We start from the raw sequence: 18,453 nt of genomic DNA on the forward strand, positions 1-18,453 counted from the left end.
TGACGCGCGCGGCCCGTGCGGGCCTGCAAGCGGGCTCCCCGCGCTGCGGGGGCGGTGGAGGGCTCGCCGGGGCCACGCGCCTGCCTCGAGGAAGGCGCCTCCGCTTTCACGGCAGACCCCGCCACTGCCGAGGCCGGTAAACGACAATGTCACCAGGCCGAGGCCGACGCATCACGGTTCACACACGCAGGTAAAATTGTGTCGTGATACTGTAAAATTCGATCGTCAACGGAAAATTTGACACGCCAGCCGCAGACCAAAGCCTGCTCATGGGTTGTTCCGTGTGCTTACTTGGGGTACTAGGTGCGCACCGACAACGGATTGTCCGCAATGGTGATGAGCTATGAATATCGCGCGCCGCGCCGCATCTTAGTGCGGGGCTTCCATAGGAGCGAGCGATGGTAAGTACGCTCACGGCGGTCATTCTGGCGCTGGTGTTGTCGTGGGCAGCGACGCCGCTCGTGCGCCGTTTGGCGGTGACTGTGGGGGCGGTGGACGAACCGACCGCGCGGCGCGTACACACGCGGTGTATCCCACGCCTGGGCGGGCTCGCGATCGTGGCGGGCTTCGTGCTGCCGCTGTTCATCCTGGCCGCGCTGGGGACGCAGATCGGGCTGAGGTGGTTCTCGCAGCACTCGCTGGTGGTGGGGCTGCTGGCTGGAGGGCTGGGGATCGCCGCGGTCGGCGCCTGGGACGACACGAAGGGAATGCGTGCGCGGCACAAGCTGGCCGCGCAGGTCCTCGTCGCATCGATCGCCTGGGCCTTCGGGCTCCGCCTCGAGTGCGTGACGCTGCCGTACTTCGGACACGTATCGTTCTGGCCGCTCTCGTTCCTGGTGACGATTCCGTGGTTCGTCGCGATCATCAACGCGGTCAACCTGATCGACGGGCTCGACGGGCTCGCGGCGGGTGTCGGCTTCTTCGCCTGCGTCGCGAACTTCATCACCGCGTACCTCGGCGGCTACCCCGGCAATATGGTGATCTGCCTGCTCGCGGCGACGCTCGCGGGCGCGATCGTGGGGTTCCTGTTTCACAACTTTCACCCCGCGACGATCTTCATGGGCGACACCGGGAGCATGTTCCTCGGGTTCATGCTGGCCGCGATCCCTCTCTTCGGGGTGGGCACGCACAAGGGCGGCACCGCGCTCGCCGTCATGGTGCCGCTTCTCGCGCTGGGCCTGCCGATCTTCGACATGATCTCGGCGATGGTGCGGCGCTATGTCGCTCGCCGGCCGATCTTCTCCGCCGATCGTTCGCATATTCACCACAAGCTGCTCGACAAGGGCCACTCGCATCGCAGCGCGGTGCTGATCCTGTATGGGCTCAGCCTGCTGTTCACCGTGGTCGCGCTGGTCGCGTATGTCGGTCGCTCGCTCGAGATCGGGTTCGCCCTCGTCGCCTGCAGCGTGGTGCTCTTCATCGTGGTGCGCACGGCAGGCTCGCTCCCGCTCTTCGGGGCGCAGCCGCAGGACGCCCGGCGCGCGCGCGAGGCCACCGTGGAGGCGCTGCGCCGCGCTGTGCCGTGGGCGCTCATGGAGATCGAGGCCGCGAGCGGCGTGGAAAAGCTGCGTCCGGTGCTCGAGCGCTTTGCCGAGGAGGCGAAGCTCGTCGCGCTCGAGGTGAGCTCCGCAGGCGCGAACGGCAGCGCGCGCGTGAAGCCCTGGAACTGGGCGCAGGATACGGCGACGCCGCAGCAGCTCCGGGAGGCGGTGGTCGCGGTGTTCCCGATCCAGCTCGAGGGCGAGACCGTCGAGCTGCGGTTCCGCTGGGACAGCGAAGAGTGCGCGGTCAGTCCGCAGGCCGACATGCTGCTGCAGCTGGTCGTGGACTCCGCAGAGCGCCTGTTGCTGCGCCGGCCGCCGCCGCCGCGCGCGCGGGATTCGCGCCCGCAGGGGCGCTTCTCGGTGGTGTGAGAGGCATCCATCCCCCGCTGATTTGTTCGTGCCGCCGGACTGACTGAGGAGACATCGTGGACATTGCCCGCAGCATCGTTGGTCTCAACAGCAAGACGAACGAGCTCTATTATCGTGTCAGCGATCATGCGCATTACTGGAAGGTCTACCAGGGCATCGTGGACGAGGCGGTCGCGTCGGCGACGGACATCATCCACCTCGGCTGCGGGCCGCTGTGGTTCGGCAAGGTCGCGACGGTGCCGCTCGACGGCAAGACCATCTACGCGGTCGATCCGGACGAGGAGGCGCTCGCGCGCAACCCGGCGGAGAAGCATATCTGCGCCTACGGCGAGTCGATCCCGCTGCCGGACGGCTGCGCGGACGTGATCGCCGCAGACCACCTGCTCGAGCACCTCGAGAGGCCCGAGGCGGTGCTGCGAGAGGCGCACCGCCTGCTGCGGCCGGGAGGGCGGTTCGTCTTCACGGCGCCGAACCTCCTCTCCTATTCGGGGCTCGCGACGCACCTCACGCCGCACTGGTTTCATACGCTCTACGTCGGGCTGCTGCGTGGGACGAGCGGCAGCGGCAATTCCAAGCCGTACCCGACGTACTTCCGCATGAACACGGTCTGGGCCGTGAACCGCCTCGCGAAGGCCGCGGGCTTCCGCGTCGACAAGCTCGCTACCGGGGTCGATCACCCGACGTATACGGTGTTGATTCCCGGGCTCCACCAGGCTGCGGTGGCGCTGCACCTCGTGCTCGACAAGGTCGAGGCGCTCGCGCCCTTCCGCATCACGCTCACAGGCAGCCTCGTGCGCGAGTAGCGCACGAACCTGCACCCCGCTCTACTAGAAGCGGAGGCGGAAGCCGCCACGCCAGGCGCCGTGCACGTCGCCGCGCCCGGAGAACACCGTGGCTGCCTGGGGTTTACGGAAGCAGGGATGCCATACGCCCGAGCTCCGCTCCGGCGCGAGCTGGATGCCCTCGACCTCGATGGACTGGCGCCGCACGGCGGCCTCGTCGAGCCTGAGCCGGGAGCACGCGCTCGTCCTGCCGCCGAGGATGTCGTCGAGGACCACGAGCTCCCGCGCGGACAGCTCCAGCCTCCGGCGATGTCGTGGGGCTCCAGGGAGGGCTCGATACCCGTCGTGCTCGGCCTCCACGGCGACGTGCGCCGGGGCGCGTTCGAGCTTGCGCACCTCCGCGCGCGCCCGGCGGCCGACGCGGAAGGCGCTCCACACCTCGCTCGAATCCACGTCGCCGAGCTCCACGGTGTTGTGGGCGCGTGTGGAGCGGGTGGTCTGACGGTCGCCGTCGGCCTTGTAGCTAGAGACCCCGTAGTCGACGACAGCGCGCTCTCCGCCGAGCCATAGCTCGAAGGTGAGGGCGTCCGCGTGCACGTGCCCGGGCTGATAGGGGGCACCATCCATCCCCGCGTCGAGCGCGAGCCAGGCCCGGTCGCCGAGCTGCAGGATCACCCAGCCGGTGTCTGCCAGGTGGTCGAACGACGGCGCGTCGTCCGGCGGCGTGCCGGGGGCCCCCCGCTCGCCGCCGGAGGCACTGTCCGGCATGAAGAGGCCGAGGTCCGCGCCAAGGGCGAGGACCTGGTCGAGCTCGGGCGCGGCGTCGAGCGATGCATCGTTGAAGAGGGGGTACGAGCCGTCCGGCGCGCGCACGGCTGCAGCCCACCCGAGGGCCCTCTCCGCCGTCGTCCGCCAGCTCTCGGGCACCTCGCGCCCGGCCGCTCGCGCAAGCTCGATGGCCTCGAGCAGCCCGGCCGTCAGCGCGAGGTGGTACGACGCGGAGAGCTCGAAATGACCGCCGTCCGCGAGGAACTGCTCCGGCAGCTGCCAGGCCAGGATCGCCGAGCCGAGCCGCCACCACGCCTCGGCCTCGGGCCCCTGGGCCACCGCGCCGCCGCAGACGAGCCCGATCGCGTTTTCGAGGAGGTGATTGGCAAGCAGGTGCAGCTCGAGGCCGAGCGCGACGGCCCGACATGCGCGCGCCAGCTCTGCAGAGAGCCCGGGGCGGCCGAGGCGCGCCGCCACCGCGAGCCGGCGGGCGCGCACCGACGCGGGAAACGGGTGCGACGCGATCGGGTCGTCCCACGCGCTCGGGGCAGGGAGGGTCGGCTCGGCCCCGAGCTCATAGCCGTAGGCGCGCTCGTAGGCGTGCAGCAGCGACCCCTCGGGAATGGCAGCCAGCCGCGCGCGCCCGCGCTCCTTCTCCGCGTCGGCGAAGGCCGCGAACCGCGGGCGCGACGCGGCAAAGCCCGGCCGGACGCGCGGCGCCAGGATCGCGCTCGGCCCCCCGCCGAGCGCGCGATGGCCAAGGGCGACAGGGCGGGCGAGCACCTGCAGCGGATGGAGCTGGACGAGGGTGCGGGCGATCCGCGGGACGTTCATCGCTCGCTCCTGCGCTGGCCTTCAGGAGAGCGCGAGCCGCGGATCACGCGCTCCAGCACATCGACATAGTCACGCGCGAGCATGTCGCGCTCGAACGAGCGTATCACGTAGGCCCGCCCTGCCGGCCCCATGCGCCTTCGCCTCTCGGGATCGGCGGCGAGCTCGACGATCGCCCGGGTCATGGCCGGTACGTCTTCAGGGGGAGCGAAGACACCGGCGTTCGCCTCCTCGACGATGGACCGCGCTTCGCCGTCGACCGAGATCACGATCGGCCGCTCCATGGCGAGGATCTCGAAGATCTTGGACGGGATGACCGTCTGGAAGAGCTCGGTCTTGCGCAGCGGGACGAGGCAGATATCGGCGGTCGCATACACCTCGGTCATCGCGTCGCGCGGGAGCGCGCCGAGGAACGTCACATTGGAGAGCCCGAGCTCCCGGGCGCGCGCCTCCAGGCTGGCCCGCTCCGCCCCCTCGCCGACGAACAGGAAGCGAATGTCGTCGCGGGCGCGCAGGCCGTTCGCCACGTCGAGCACGGCGGAGAGGCCGTGCGCCATCCCGTGCGTCCCGACGTAAGCCACGACGAGCCGCTCACCGAAGCCGAGCTTCTCCCGGAGCGGCGTGTCGCGCGAGGAGGGGGTGAAACGGTCGAGGTCCACGCCGTTCCTGATGACGTCGATCTTGTCGGCGGGGACGCCTCGCTGGGTGAGCCGCTCCCGGAAGCTCTGCGTGACGACAACGATCCCATCGGCCGCCTCGTAGAGGTGCTCCTCGACGCGCGTGAGCCCGCGCACGACCGCGTGCCCGGCCGACAGCGCGCCCACGGCCACGATCGACTCGGGCCAGAGGTCCCGCACCTCGAACACGAACGGCAGCCCGCGGAGCCTGGCGATCCCATAGCCGGCCACGGCCGCGAGGAACTGGGGGCTCGTCGCGATGAGGACGTCGGCCTGCGGTAACCCGAGCTGCGCGAGCGAGAGCGCCGACAGGGCGAAGGACCCGTACGCGAGCGAGCGACGCACCTTGCCCCGGTTGGCGGCGGCGTAAATCCAGGTGCGAAGGACCCGCACTCCGTGGAAGTCCTCTTCCACGCGGATCCGACCTCGGTACGCCGCCGGGATCACCCCTGTCGGGTGGTTCGGCATGCCCGTCAGGACCGTGACCTCGTGTCCGGCGCGCCGCCAGGCCCGGGCGAGCTCGGAGACGCGCGCGGCCGGGGCCCCAGGCTCGGGGGGAAAGTAGGGAGAGACGTAGAGGATGCGCATGAGGGCTTCGGGGAGGTCCTTGCGTGGAGAGCGAGCTGCGCTCCTGGTGGAAGAGGGCCGTCAGCAGCTCAGGATGAGCGCCTTGATCTCCGTTCCGCCATGGATGCTGTCGATGTGCCCGAAGCCGCTCTCCGTCCGCGCGAAGAGCGAAGCCTTCTCGGCGTCGCGGTTGTCGATCACAAGGAGAAGCCCGTCAGGCGAAAGGGCGCGCCAGAAATTGCGCGCAGCCAGGCGGATCCGATCGTCGGAAAAATAGGCGCGGTTCAGGATGTTCGCTGCCTTGACGACCGTCGGCGCGGGGCCGTCCCACGGCTGGAAGATGTCGTGAGGCTTGAGGCGCACGCGGGCGTCCCGGCGCGCGATCTCGCGGAGCTTCGGCTGGACGAGGGATACTTCTGGATAGGCCGGGTCGAAGGGCGGGATGGCGCCGCGCGACCCCGGGAGCACCCAGCGCGACCAGCGGCGCGACCCCGCCGCCGCGGGATAGAACAGGAGGCGCGGGGTGGCCGCAAGGACGCAGGCGCCGTCGGCATCATAGAAGAACGCCCGCCCGCCGCCGTCGGCGCGCACCCGGAGCGAGAGCGCCCTGTCCGTCACATAGTACGCCTCGAAGGCGTCGCCGAGCGCGGCGATCAGATCGAGCGCCGTGCTCCCGTCGGAGGCACCGACATCGAGGACGACGGGGCGCTTCTGCCGGAGCGCTCCCACGAGGAGGGCATCGCTCTGCCGGTGCCTGCCCGGACGCGTCGTCTTGTAGGTGCCGCCCAGCAAGAGGACGGAGATGCGCTCCGAGAACACCTCGGGCGACGTGATCTCCTCAGGCCGGAGCAGAGCCCTCGGGTCCGGGAAGCAGACCCTGCGGGGCAGCATCCGCGCCGGCCAGCCTGAACGGTTCAAACGAACGGGAACTCTCATGATGATAGGGACCTGACTTCTTCGTTCTTGATGTTCCGGCGCCGCACGCCGCGGGGTTCATCCTTGCGAGCGCGCTGTCCCGCGTTGTCCTCGCGCCGGCCAACTCCGCCTCGGCGCGGCTATCGCCCCAGCGCCGACGAGGGGCCGAGGCGCGGGTCGCGCTGGCGCCGCCCGGAGCTCTTGCGTGTCGGGCCGAGCGCCGCCATCCCGCGCCGCAGGTGCGCGACCACCGAGGTGAGCACGAGCACCGCGAGCAGCGCGATCCCCAGCGACACCGCGATCTTGAGCAGCGCGGTCAGCTCACCACGAAACTGGTTGTATGCGAACGAGGCAAGGTTCACCGCCGTAGCACGGACGAGCAGGGGCGAGCCGCGCGCGCTGGCCACGAGGAGCGGAAGCATGAAGAAGAACGCGCTGAAGACCGCGATCTCGATGGCCGTGCCGGCGAGCCCGAAGTTCAGGTACCCCTCGGTGGCGGCGCCCATCGCGAAGCCGGCGCCGCGGCGCGCGAGGTCGGGGGCCGTCCACAAGGCGTATTGCTGCGCGAGGCCGAGCGGTCGCTCGCTCCAGAGCGGCTTGGGCACCAGGATGAGGAACGCGTTCACCCAGCTCTCACCCGGGTAGCTGATGATGGGCGGCTGCTCGTTCACGATGGTGACGAGGTTGGCGTAAACTCGCTGGAGCTCTCCGATCTCCAGCGGGTTCTCGATCCGATCGAGGTATGCGCTGGCCGACGATATCTGTGCGTCAATCCCTTTGCCCTGCTGGGCGCGGGCGCCTTCCACGAAGAAGCCGTAGAAGACGATGCTCACCATCCCGACGGCCAGCCATACGCGTCGAATCTTGATGCCGTAGGCATGTACGGCGAGGGCGATGGAGAGGACGAGCCAGACGAGGGGACCCCGCCGGCCCATGACCGTATTGAGCAGGAAGCTCGCGAAGAAGCATAGCCCCGCGAGCGAGATCACCCTCGGCACGGCCAGCCCGGCCTTGCGGAGCGATGCGGCCCGGAGCAGGAGGTAGACGACGGCCACCCCGATGAAATGCCAGCCGCCTAGGAGCAGCCCTTTGCCATCTGCCTCGAGGTGATTGGAGGCGTAGTTCAACGAGAAGAACCGTCCCACGCCGATCGTGACGATCCACGTGGCCACGAGCCCCAGGCCGAGCACGCCGACGATGATCGTGGCCCAGTCCTGGTCCAGCGTCGCCTTTGGCCTGTGCATCGGGACCATGCGCTGCGTGTCTGGCGTTTCCTGGCGGCGGCTCAGCGCAGTGCACGCGATGGCGCACCCGACCGCGCCGGCGTAGGCCACCCGCATGGCTGCCGTCTCATGGCTCGACAAGGAGAACTCGCGGGACATCAGGAGGCGCAGGACAGGTGAGTAGGCGACGCTGAGGAAATAGGTGGCTGGTATGTAGGTCTCTGGATCGAGCGGATGGAAGCGAGGGCCGCCGGCGCGGGCGAGCGACGGGGCGGCCAGCAAGAGCAGGAGGCCGATCGTCCACCCGCGCCCGTCGCCGAGCGCTCCCTCGAGGATCGGGCCGAGGGCCGCCAGCGTCCCGACGAGGAGCGTCGCGGTGATCCGGCCGAGGGGCGTCTTCGTCCGCCGCGCGGGCGCCGGGCCTGCGGCGCGCGCAGCGCCGCGCGCGCGGGGGAGTCTCAGCGAGGGCAACGGCGGCGCTCCTCAGTTCGGCAAGGGGGGTGGGGAGGGAGGTGGAGGACCGTCCGTCGGGGCCGGGGGCGGCGGCTCGGAGGGCGCGTGGTAATAGCCGTCCTTCCTGTCGCCATAGTAGTGGTAAATCCCGTACTCTTGGCGCTTCAGGTCGACGGCGTTCAGCACGACGCCCACGGTCTTGCCGCCGACGTCGAGCAGCGCGCGGATCCCATGGCGCGCGAAGTCGTGCCTCGTCGCGGAGGCGCGCACGACGAGGACCGTGCCGTCGACCAGCGTCGACAGCACGGCGCCGTCGGTGACCGCGACGATGGGAGGGCTGTCGATGATGACCCGGTCGAAGCGGCTCTGGAGCTTCTGGAGCAGCGCCTGGAAGCGATCGCTGTGCAGGAGCTCCGCCGGGTTCGGCGGGATCGGGCCTGCCGGGATGACGTAGAGGTTCTCCACCTCGGTCTTGAGCGCGCTCTCGTCGTCCACCACGGAGTCGTCGAGCAGCGCGCTGGTGACGCCGAGCTCCGGGCTCTTGCCGAATATCTGGTGGATGCGCGGCTTGCGGAGGTCGCAATCGATGAGGACGACCTTCTGTCCGGCCTGCGCCATGGCGACCGCGATGCAGCAGCACACGGTCGTCTTGCCCTCGCTGGGGCCGGCGCTGGCGATGAGGAGCGTCTTGTAAGGCCGGTCGGGCGACATGAAGAGCAGGTTGGTCCGGATCGCGCGCGCCGCCTCGGCGATCCCGCTCGTCGGCTGATCGTGCACGACGAGCTCGCGCCGGCCCAGCTGGGGCGCGGCCTTGCCGCGGTGGCGCGCCCTGCGGCGCTGGGCTTCCTTCTGGTCCCGCTTGTCGAACTCCGGGAGGAGGCCGAGGAAGGGCAGCCCGAGCTCCCGCTCGACCTCATCCGGCGTCCGCAGCGTGCGATCGAGCATCGCCCGCGCCAGCGCCGCGCCGATCCCGAGGAGCAGCCCGGCGAGGATGCCTATCCCGATGTTGACGCCGACGCGCGGCCGCAGCGCGGTGAGCGGGAAGTTCGGCCGATCGAGGACGTGGATGTTGTTCACCCGAAGCATTCGCTGGAGATCGCTCTCCTTCGTGCGCTCCAGGACGAGCTGGTACAGCTTCTCTGTGTTCTCCTTCGTCCTGCGGAGTCGATCGTACTCGATCTTGAGGGAGTTCAGCTCGAACGCCTGCTTCTTCGCGTCCTCGATCAGCCCCACGAGGCCCCCCTCCTGACGCTTCACGATGGCGAGATCGCGGTTGACCGCTCCCTGAACGTTCTTGATCTCGGCGATCAGCGCGCTCCTGTTGGCGGCGACCCGCTCGGTCGCGGCGCGGACGTCGGGGTGGTTTTCCCCCTTGCCGGAGCCGATGAGCGCGTCGCGCTCACGGACGCACTCCTCCTGGCGCGCGCGCAGCATCTGGAGGACCGGGCTCTGGATGAGCTCGGAGGCGGGGAGGTCGAGCGGGTTGTTCGGGTCGAGCTTCGACAGCTCGTAGCTCCGGGCCGCGAACTCTTCACGCTTCGTGCGCACGGACGTGAGAGCGTCGTTGATCTGCTTCATCTCCTCGCGCAGCAGGTTCGTCTTGTCCTCGAAATCGACGTCGAGGATATTCTTGCTGAGCTTGTATTCGTGGAGCGACGTCTCGCTCGTCTCGAGATCGTTCTTCAGCTTGTCGAGCTGCGCCCGGAGCCAATCGACTGCTGAGTTCGTCGAGGCGACCGCGTCATCGAGGTTCTGCTCGATGTAGATGTCCATCAACGTGGAGAGGATGCGCTGAGCCCGCTCGCGATCCGCGTCGTTGTAGCGGATCACCGCGAGGCGGCTGTCCTTCACCGGCTCGACCGCGAGCCGCTCGCGCAGCAGCTCCGCGGCCTCCTCCGGGGTCACGGACATCGGCTCGGGTGAGGTCGCGTCCTTCGGGAGGTCCTTCAGAAAATAGGCATCGTTCTGCAGGTTGAGCTGGGCGACGACCGCCAGCGCCACCCGGATGGACCGGATGACCTTGTACTGGGTCTCATAGTACTCGCGGTTGTTCCAGTACGAGCCGGCGCCCATGTCGACCACGGTGTCGACCCCGCGGCCGAGCGGACGAGGAGGGTTCGGATCGAACTGCACCGTCGCCGCGGACTGATAGATCTTCTTCTGCCCGAGCGTATAGAACGTGACGCTGAGGGCGACCAGGAGCAGGGTGGTCAGCGCGATGGCCCAGTGCTTGCTGACCGTTCGCCAGGTGACGACGAGGTCGAACGTGCGCTCGCCTGAGGTGTCGTCGCGGGGAGCGATCGTGGAAGGGGCTCTGGATTCGTCGGCCATAAGTCATGCGCTCGAAGCGCCTTCGTGGAGGGTAGAGGTCCGCGCGGAGGGCTAAGGTGCCCGCGGCGTCTCCAAAATTCAAGCCGGGGCTCACAATAGGGGGACGATGTAGTATAATGTGCGCATCGTGACAATGCGCGGCCTGGCGCCGGGGGGGGCGTCGGAGGAGGCCAGGTGCGGCACATTCTCGCGCGGTGCGACGCTCGCGCCGATGGAGTACACTCCGGCCGCGCGTCCGGAAGCGGGAAACGCGCTCGGGCAGTCAGAATGGAACGATCGTCCTTCATGGCGCGCGGCGCGGTCGCGAGCGCCGTTTGCTCTGCGCTCCTCCTCGAGGGGGCCTCGGCCTTCGCCGACTGGCCATCTGCCCGTCACGACGCGCAGCGCACGGGCGCCACGTCGTCCACGAGCAATATCGTGAAGCCGGCGCCCTACTGGCGGGCGTACCTCGGCGGTGTCCTCTCGACAGGCCGGGTGCTCGCAGGGGATGTGAACCAGGACGGCGATATCGACCTGCTCTTTGTGTCCGGCGGCCGCGTCGTCCTCTCCGATCCGCTGGGATTCGTCCGCTGGAGCACCCCATCGCTGGGATTGCAGACGCTGCACTCCTTCGACGATCTCGACGGAGACGGGCGGATCGAGATCGTCGCGCTGAGCGGCGCGGGCGCAGCGGTCATCGATGGATCGAGCGGAGCCATCCTGTGGCGCGAGGACGCCTCGGAGCTCGGAACGCTCGGGGCCGCGCGCCTCGCGGATTTCAACGGCGACGGTCATCTCGATCTCTTCCTGGACGAGTGCGGCTGTTGCGCGGTGCGCACGGACAGCCCTGGTGTCATCTACAGCTTCGCTGGGGGGTTCGGCGCTGTCGAGAGGTTGCCGCCTCCTCCGCGGCGCACGCGCTGCAACGCGACGATCGACACCGTGGGCGACTGGAACGGAGACGGCGCCGACGATCTCCTCGTGTCCTCGTATGACCAGCTGTTCCTCGTCTCGGGAACAGGGGAGGTCTTCGCGAAGTCGGCCAGCATCGGCGCCCACCTCGGCGGGGCCGTCTGCGAGGCGGTGACCCTGGGCGACCCGGCCAGCCCCGGTCAGCTCGCGCTCTGCTTCCAGAATCGGGTTCGCAGCAACCAGGGCGCACGCGAGGTCACCCTGCTCGCGTACAGGCCGGACGAGAGCCCGTCGCTGGCCGTGGTCTGGCGAAAGACCCTCAGCCCCAAGGACGTCGGCGACGCCCGCGCCCCGACGCGCCTCGCGTGGGATCTCGACGGCGACGGCGCGCTCGAGGTGGTGGCGAGCGGCAAGGTGGGCGAAACCTGGACGACCTTCGTGCTCGATGCAGCCACGGGCGCCGAGCTCGCCGCCATTCCCGATGCGATAGCGCAGGGCGCGGTGCCAGGAGATGCCGGCTCCGAGCAATGGCTCGTCACGTCGCTCGAAGAGCGCGTGTCGGCGTTCAGGTTCAGCCGCGCCGCCGGCGGCTCGCTGGAGCGGCTCTGGTCGCTGGACGGCGAGCGGGTGCGAACGCGGCTCGACTGGGCAAGATCCCGCAGGACGAACCTCGGCTTCTCGCTGGTGACTCCGGATCTCACGGGCGACGGACTTGGTGAGCTCGTGCTGGAGTCGACGTCGGAGCCCGTGGCGCTCACCGCGGTTGACATGCGGGGAGGTGGGGCATCGGTCGCGGGCGTCTACGCCGTCGAGTCCGGCAGCGGCGTCGCGGCGCTCGAGCTGCCCGTCGCGACGTCTCCCTCGTGGCCGCGGCTGGTGGTCTCCCGGGCCGATGGGTTCCTCACGCTGCTCGACGCGTCGTTCGAGCCCTCGAATCTCGTGCGGGAGGGGCGCGACGTCCTGCCCGGGATGCGCGTCGGCGGTTTCTATACAGGTCCTGGCGCCTACGTCAATTTTGGCCGCGCCCCGCTCGCCGCGAGGTTCTCTCCGGAGGACGCCACCGCCAGCGTCGTGGTCGTCGACAGCCGGGGCGATCTCCTCCGGATCGCGTCCGACGGCGCGAGCAATGTGGCGCCGGCCAAGCCCGCCTGGCGCGTGAAGGACGCGTTCGGCGCGTCCATCGTGCCCGCCGAGGGGAGCTCGCCCGCGACGCTCGCGTGCTTCAGGCGGCTGCACCCGCTCACCGATCCGGTGAAGTACGCCGTCGCGACGCTCGACGCGAACGGCAGGCAGGCGAGCGAGACGCCGCTCGAGAAGCCCCCCGTGTGGGACGTGCTGCAGGGGGATCTCGACGGAGACGGCGCGCGCGAGCTCGTGGCGGTCACGGTCGATCCGAGCCTGCACACCGACGTCATCGCGATCGAACGCAGCGGCGGAGAGCGGTGGAAACACCGTATCGACGCCTCCGCCGGCACCCAGGCTGTCGCGATCGCCGACTGGAACGGCGACGGCGCGGAGGACGTGGCGGTCGCGATCAACAAGGCCAAGGTGCTCTCGGGTCGGAACGGGAGCACCCTCGGCGAGAACCCGGAGACGCTGCTCTATTTCATGCCCATCCTCGCCAATGTGTCGGGAGATCATCGGCTCGAGATGACGCTGCAGGGGGGGTATGCCCCTGCGCGGGCGCTGCCGAACGACCTGAGCGCCGCGCTGTGGAAGGGCGCGGAGGACATCCGTCCCTACCCGCACGGCGCGATCGCGAGCTGCGACGGCAAGACCGTCCTCATTGAGGGGTCGTTCATGAACCCGGCGCGACTGACGTTCTCCGTGCTGGAGGCCGCCGGCGGGGGGCGATCGAGCTTCATCGTCCTTGCGGGCGACGGCGCGTTCGACGCGGAGGCCGCCGCAGCGCGGGTGGGCGCCCCGATGGGCCAGCTCGGAGACGTGGCGATCTCGCGGAACCTGACCGGGCGCGCGTCCGCCGGTCCGACCGCCCTCGTCGGCTCCACGAACGGCTTTCTCTATGCGGTCGACGCGTGCTCCGGGCGCCTCGTGTGGTCTTATGCTTTCGGCAGCCCCGTCGGCTCACCGAGCCTCGCAGACACCGACGGTGACGGCCACGACGACATCCTCGTGAGCGTGGCAGATGGCTACCTCTACGACATGCGCCACGAGATCCTGCCGGCGCCCGAGCTCGTCTGGGATGTCGATCCGAGCAGGGGCGATCAGGGCGAGGACATCGACGAGATCGAGACCAGAGACACGCTCCACATGAGATGGTCGAAGGTCGATGGCGCGGCGTCGTATCAGGTGACGGTCGTGGGTGGGCAAGGCGATTACGTGAGCTCGCCTGCGTGGCAGGACGTCGGCGACGTCGCCGAGGCCTCGATCGGCGGGCTGCCGCTCCTCGACGGGGCGAAGTACTACGTCGGCGTGCGCGCGGTCTCTGCCGCCGGGCTCTCGCCGGACCGGGGGTCGGACGGCGTGATCGTGAGGGTGCCGCAGGGCCAGGGGGGAGGCGGCGGAGCCGGAGGCGCTGACGGCGGTGGCGGGGCAGGGGGCGCCGGCGGCGGTGGCGGGGCAGGGGGCGCCGGCGGCGATGGCGGGGCAGGGGGCGCCGGCGGCGCAGGTCCCGGCGGAGCCGGCACGGCTGGATGGGACGACACGCTGCTCTACGGCCGTGGCTGCGTCTGCACCGAGGTGCCAGGGCAGCGCCCGGCCTCGATGGCGGCCGGCCTCGGCGGTGCCGCCTTGGCGCTCGTTGCCCTCGTCCGGGCCCGCGGGGCGGCGAGCGCGCCGCCGAGCCGCCGGACGACGCGCCGCCGGACCAAGGCACCTCGCGGGCGCTGGCCGCACGACGCTCGGCCGGCGCGTTAGAAGCTCACGCCTCCACCGAGCGCCAGCGTGAGCGCGAAGGCTGCTGTCAGCAGGAGTATCGCGGCGAGCGTGTACCGTCGCACCGGCGCATCGATCACGAAGGCGAGGCGCGCCACGCCGACCAGCACCGAGGGGCCGAACACACCGAAATGGCGGACCAGGAGCGTCGGCGCCAGCAGGAGCCATCCGGCCACACATGCGCTGCTCAGCAAGCTGCCTGCCGCGAGCATGCGGCGCGAACCCGGGCCAGAGAAGTAGATGCACATGGCGTCCGTGATGAGCGGAGCCATCCCCGAGACCAGCATCGTCATCGTCATGGCGTCGCGCGCGGCGCCCGAGTACGGCAGCGCGGGGAGCCGGACCGTGAAGATCACGTAGATGGTCGCGCCGACGATCGAGAGCAGGGCGGCCGGCGGCAGCCAGGCGCGCAGGGCGCGTGCCTGCCAGGCCGCCTCGTCTCCCGACCTGCTCGCGCCTGCGATGGCGCGCGCGGCGAACGCCTGCGAAGCCTGGGAGAGCACCACGGCGAACGACCAGTAGAGCACCTGCTGCCCGACGCGATGGTCGCCGATGAGCTTCAGGTTGGCGCTGAGCGAGATCGGGTAAACGAGGACCGTCGAGAAGTTCGCAATGGAGTACGGAAATGCGCGCCGGACGACGAGCACCGCGTAACGTGCGGCGCGCCGGAGCCGGGTCGGGCGCAGGAGGAGCAGCGCTGGCGAGGCGCCGGCGATCCCGATCGCGACGGCGACGGCATCGGGGCGCCCCGCCAGCGCGGCCAGCATGGAAGCGCCGGGGGAGAAGACGAGGAGCACCGCGAGCGCGTGCAAATACCGCCCCCGGAGCTGCCAGATCGGCCAGATGCTCGGCGAGGCGGCGGCGAGCAGCGAGCACGCGCTGAAGACCGCGGTGACCACCCCCGCCGTCCCGCCCAGCCCCGAGGTCAGCTCGTGGGTGAGCGTGCAGCTGAAGGCGAACGCGGCGATGAGGGCGATGGCGCCGCCCACGAGCGCGCGGCCGCCCCTGGTCGCGAAGGCGCGCGCCCGGCGCGCCAGGATCGGCGCGAGGCCAGCGGAGACCAGCGCGACGACGACCATCCCTCGCGACGTGTAGTTGGCGAGCGCGGCGAGCGCCGCGGGCGTGGCTGACAGCGCGAGCACCCACTGGGCGGCGAGCGAGGCGGCGCGGGGCAGGATGACGGCGAAAGCGACCCCGGCGCCGCCGTGCATTCCAGCGCGCAGCAACGACGACAGCTTCACAGGGCGATTCGCGGGAGATTGAGGAAGGCGAGCATGGCCACGATCGCGCGCAATCTACCTACGGGCTGAGCGACGGCGCCAGCGCCTTCGCCTTCTCCTCGAGGATCCGCTTGCGCAGCGCGGGGTCCTGGCCCCCGCGCCGCTGCAGCAGGCGCTCCAGCGCCTTCGACGCCTCGATGTGCGCGCCCGCGCGGCCGGCGGCGTCGGCCAGCTTGAGGAGGCGCTCCTCCGTCGGCTCGTCCTGCGCTGCCCGCGCGTAGTGGGTCACGGCCGACGGATAGTCCCCCCGCGCCGCGAGCAGATCGCCGGCCCAGGTCGACGTCGCCGCGCACGCCGCGAGCGAGGTGCAGGACGCGGAGAGCAGCTCGCGGAGCGCGGGGAGGAGCCTCTCGGACGAGGCCATCTGCGCCGCCGCGACGACCCGCAGGCGAAGACAGCCGGCCCGGTTGTCCAGCCGCTCGCAGCTCCCCGCGAGCAGCTGCTCCGCCTCCGCGCTCTTCTTGCCCAGGAGGAGGAGCCGCGCCCTCAGCTGGACCGCGAAGAACGAGCGGTCGTCGAGCCCCTGCACCGCCGCAGCGTGCGCCTCGATCTCCCGCTCGCAGGCGGCCCTCCGCCCGTCGTCACCGCCGCAGCGGGCGGAGCCCGGGGCCTCCAGCATCGCGAGCAACGCATCGCCGGCGGCCCAGTGCGCGCCGATCCGCGCGCGGTCGCGCTCGATCGCCTCCTCCGCGCAGCGCAGGCGCAGGTCGACCTCGTCCCGGCGGTCGCCCGTGGTGGCCATGCGCTCGAGCACCGCGACCCCGGCCTTGCCTTCCGGCACGGCCCGCAGCAGCTCCTCCCACGTGTGGGTCCACTGCCGGGCGAGCCCTGCGGCCGTGTCGGTCACGCCGGGGTCGTCCTCCACGGCGAGCCGCAGGCTCAGGAGCGCTTGCTCCTTGGCGCCGCGCGACGCGAGCACCTCCGCGAGCAGGAGGTGAGCGCGCCCGTGGCGGCGTGAGCGCTCGAGCGTGCGCTGGAGCCATGGGATGGGGCTCTCGCCGCCGCCGCGCAGCGCGGCGACCGCGCCGAGCAACGGGAAGTACGGCTCCGCGGGGTGGCGGAGGATCGCCGCGCGGAGCTCCTCGCGGAAGCGTGGCCAGCCGGCGCCGCTCGCCGCGCCGGCGTCGCTCTGCGCGCGCAGCGATCGGCGGTCGTGGTCGACGTCGCGCCAGCCGAAGCGCACCATCAGGGAGACGAGCACGAGCGCGGAGAGCGCGGCGCAACCCGCCGCCAGCCACGGCCGCCACCGCTCCGGGCCGGGCTCGCCTGCAGGAGCCTCCTGCCGCGGCCGCTCGCCGTGGGCCTCACCCCAGAGCGAGCCCAGGGTCGCCGCGAGCGCGATGCTGACGCCTGGCACCTCGAGCCCGAGATCGAACAGGTTCTGGAGGAGGAGCACCGCGCAGCCGACCCAGGCGCCCAGCGCCGCCGTGCTGGCGCGCAGGGCGATCTTCCCCGGGCGAAACGCGACGCCGAGCGCGACGAGCGAGGCCGCCGCGACCGGAGCGCCCCACTCGGCCGCCCACTGGATCACGACGTTCTCGGCGTGCGTGAACACGATGTTCCCCGGCGACTGTCGGTACGCGGGGAACACCGTCTCGAATGCGCCGCGCCCGATGCCGAGGAGCCAGTGATCCGCGAGCAGCGGGAGCGTCGAGCGAAAGAGCGACAGCTTGTCGAGGTTGTCGTCCGCCATCTCCGAGAGCGTGCGGTTCGTCGTGGCGAGCGCGGCCAGCAGCGCGCCGCCGCCGATGGCCACGCTCAGCAGCCAGGCCGCCGCGCCCCGGCCGCGGGCGGCGGCGCGGTGCCTGCCGCGCCGCCGCCGCGAGAGCAACGCGAAGAGGGCGAGGCCGAGCGGCAGCGCCAGCAGCCCTCCGCGAGACGACGCGATGATGCCGACACCGACGATCGTGGTGAGCCCGACGCCAATGACCCAGGCCGGCAGGTGGGGCCTGCTCGTGAGCAGCAGCCCGACCCCCGAGAGGATGCCGAGGTTCAGGTAACCGGCGAGGTTGTTCGGGTTGAGCAGCGGTCCGACGTGCCATGACGCCACCGAGAACCGCGGTTGATACAGGCCGAAGACGGTCGTCGCGCCGAGCAGCCCGTGGGCGATCGTCGTGAGCGCGGCGAGGAACGCGCTGCCGAAGACCAGGGTGATCCCGAGCTTCGCGCCGCGCCGCGCGCCGACGAACGCGGCCGTGATGAAGACACCGGTATAGGTCAACCATTTCACGGCCTCGACCAGCGTGGCCCCGGGGTCGAGCGAGACGCTGGCGTACCGCGGCGCCGCCTCGCCGAGCGGCATCAGGGAGCGCGACCAGATGTCGGCGCTCGCCGGCGAGAGCCGATCGAGCCACGCGAGCGGCATCGGCACGGCCTGCAGCAGGGTATACGCGGTCAAGCCGAGCAGCGTGAGCGCCGGCAGCGTCTTCACGTGAGACGCCTCGCCCCCGAGCGCGCTGGCGCGGAGCGAGAGCGCGGCGGCGATCGCCACGACCGCGGACACCAGGGCCAGCGTCGGCGTATGGACAGCGCCGATGGAGAGCACGGACCCGGCGACGGTGGCCCCGAGCAGCCACGGGATCACGCGCTCGGCGACCGGCGGTGCGGCGCCTCCTGGGCGGCCCCGCGCCGCGGCGCCCATCGAGCGCCGGAGCTCGGCGGGCGACCTCAGCTTCGGGCGTGTGGAGTCCGTCGTCACGGCCGGACAGGGTAGTCGATCTGCGCCGCAGAGGGACGGGATCGCTCAGGGTACCATCGAGTCGACCGAGTCGACCTGCGCACTCCCGGGATTGACCGAGAGAGTGTGAGATGACGAGCATCCATCCAGGAGCGCTGTCGCGCCCCGCCGCGCATCAACGGGCCTTCTTTCGCGTTCACCGCCGTGCGGTCGATCCCGAAGCGGTCGCTCGAGGCGCTCCTCTCGCGCG

Annotated in this window: 10 protein-coding genes; 3 read left to right on the top strand and 7 right to left on the bottom strand. The window is 70.7% G+C overall.

Annotated features, from left to right (window positions below):
* Positions 1-398: 398 nt before the first annotated feature.
* On the top strand, positions 399-1,913 hold the full coding sequence (locus tag POL72_RS43400; protein ID WP_272102769.1) for a glycosyltransferase family 4 protein: 1,515 nt from the start codon (positions 399-401) through the stop codon (positions 1,911-1,913).
* Positions 1,914-1,969: 56 nt separating this feature from the next.
* On the top strand, positions 1,970-2,716 hold the full coding sequence (locus POL72_RS43405) for a class I SAM-dependent methyltransferase (protein ID WP_272102770.1): 747 nt from the start codon (positions 1,970-1,972) through the stop codon (positions 2,714-2,716).
* A 24-nt stretch (positions 2,717-2,740) separates the two neighbouring features.
* Here the strand turns inward: POL72_RS43405 and POL72_RS43410 are convergent, their stop codons facing one another.
* The 5 genes from POL72_RS43410 to POL72_RS43430 form a co-directional block, all read right to left on the bottom strand.
* Entirely contained in the window at positions 2,741-4,297 is a 1,557-nt protein-coding gene (locus POL72_RS43410) for an alginate lyase family protein (protein WP_272102771.1), read from the bottom strand.
* Positions 4,294-5,559, bottom strand: coding sequence for a glycosyltransferase family 4 protein (locus POL72_RS43415; RefSeq protein WP_272102772.1), 1,266 nt, complete (start codon positions 5,557-5,559; stop codon positions 4,294-4,296). Before POL72_RS43415 ends, POL72_RS43410 begins: the two co-directional genes overlap by 4 nt.
* A 60-nt stretch (positions 5,560-5,619) precedes the next feature.
* Positions 5,620-6,429: a hypothetical protein gene (locus POL72_RS43420; protein ID WP_272102773.1), complete on the bottom strand. Its 810-nt coding sequence runs from the start codon at positions 6,427-6,429 to the stop codon at positions 5,620-5,622.
* 164 nt (positions 6,430-6,593) lie between these two features.
* On the bottom strand, positions 6,594-8,147 hold the full coding sequence (locus POL72_RS43425; RefSeq protein WP_272102774.1) for a hypothetical protein: 1,554 nt from the start codon (positions 8,145-8,147) through the stop codon (positions 6,594-6,596).
* Positions 8,148-8,159: 12 nt separating this feature from the next.
* The gene (locus POL72_RS43430) at positions 8,160-10,460 is read right to left on the bottom strand and encodes a GumC family protein (RefSeq protein ID WP_272102775.1); all 2,301 of its coding nucleotides are present in this window, start codon (positions 10,458-10,460) and stop codon (positions 8,160-8,162) included.
* 267 nt (positions 10,461-10,727) lie between these two features.
* Here POL72_RS43430 and POL72_RS43435 point away from each other — a divergent pair, with 267 nt between their 5' ends.
* Positions 10,728-14,228 carry an FG-GAP-like repeat-containing protein gene (locus POL72_RS43435; protein WP_272102776.1) on the top strand — a complete coding sequence of 1,167 codons (3,501 nt, stop codon included), beginning with the start codon at positions 10,728-10,730 and terminating at the stop codon, positions 14,226-14,228.
* Here POL72_RS43435 and POL72_RS43440 read toward each other — a convergent pair.
* Together POL72_RS43440 and POL72_RS43445 are read right to left on the bottom strand one after the other, a co-directional pair.
* The gene (locus POL72_RS43440; protein WP_272102777.1) at positions 14,225-15,487 is read right to left on the bottom strand and encodes a hypothetical protein; all 1,263 of its coding nucleotides are present in this window, start codon (positions 15,485-15,487) and stop codon (positions 14,225-14,227) included. The genes POL72_RS43435 and POL72_RS43440 overlap by 4 nt on opposite strands.
* A 58-nt stretch (positions 15,488-15,545) precedes the next feature.
* The gene (locus POL72_RS43445) at positions 15,546-18,224 is read right to left on the bottom strand and encodes an O-antigen ligase family protein (protein ID WP_272102778.1); all 2,679 of its coding nucleotides are present in this window, start codon (positions 18,222-18,224) and stop codon (positions 15,546-15,548) included.
* Positions 18,225-18,453: the final 229 nt, after the last annotated feature.

It is taken from the genome of Sorangium aterium (assembly GCF_028368935.1).
Lineage (GTDB): Bacteria > Myxococcota_A > Polyangia > Polyangiales > Polyangiaceae > Sorangium > Sorangium atrum.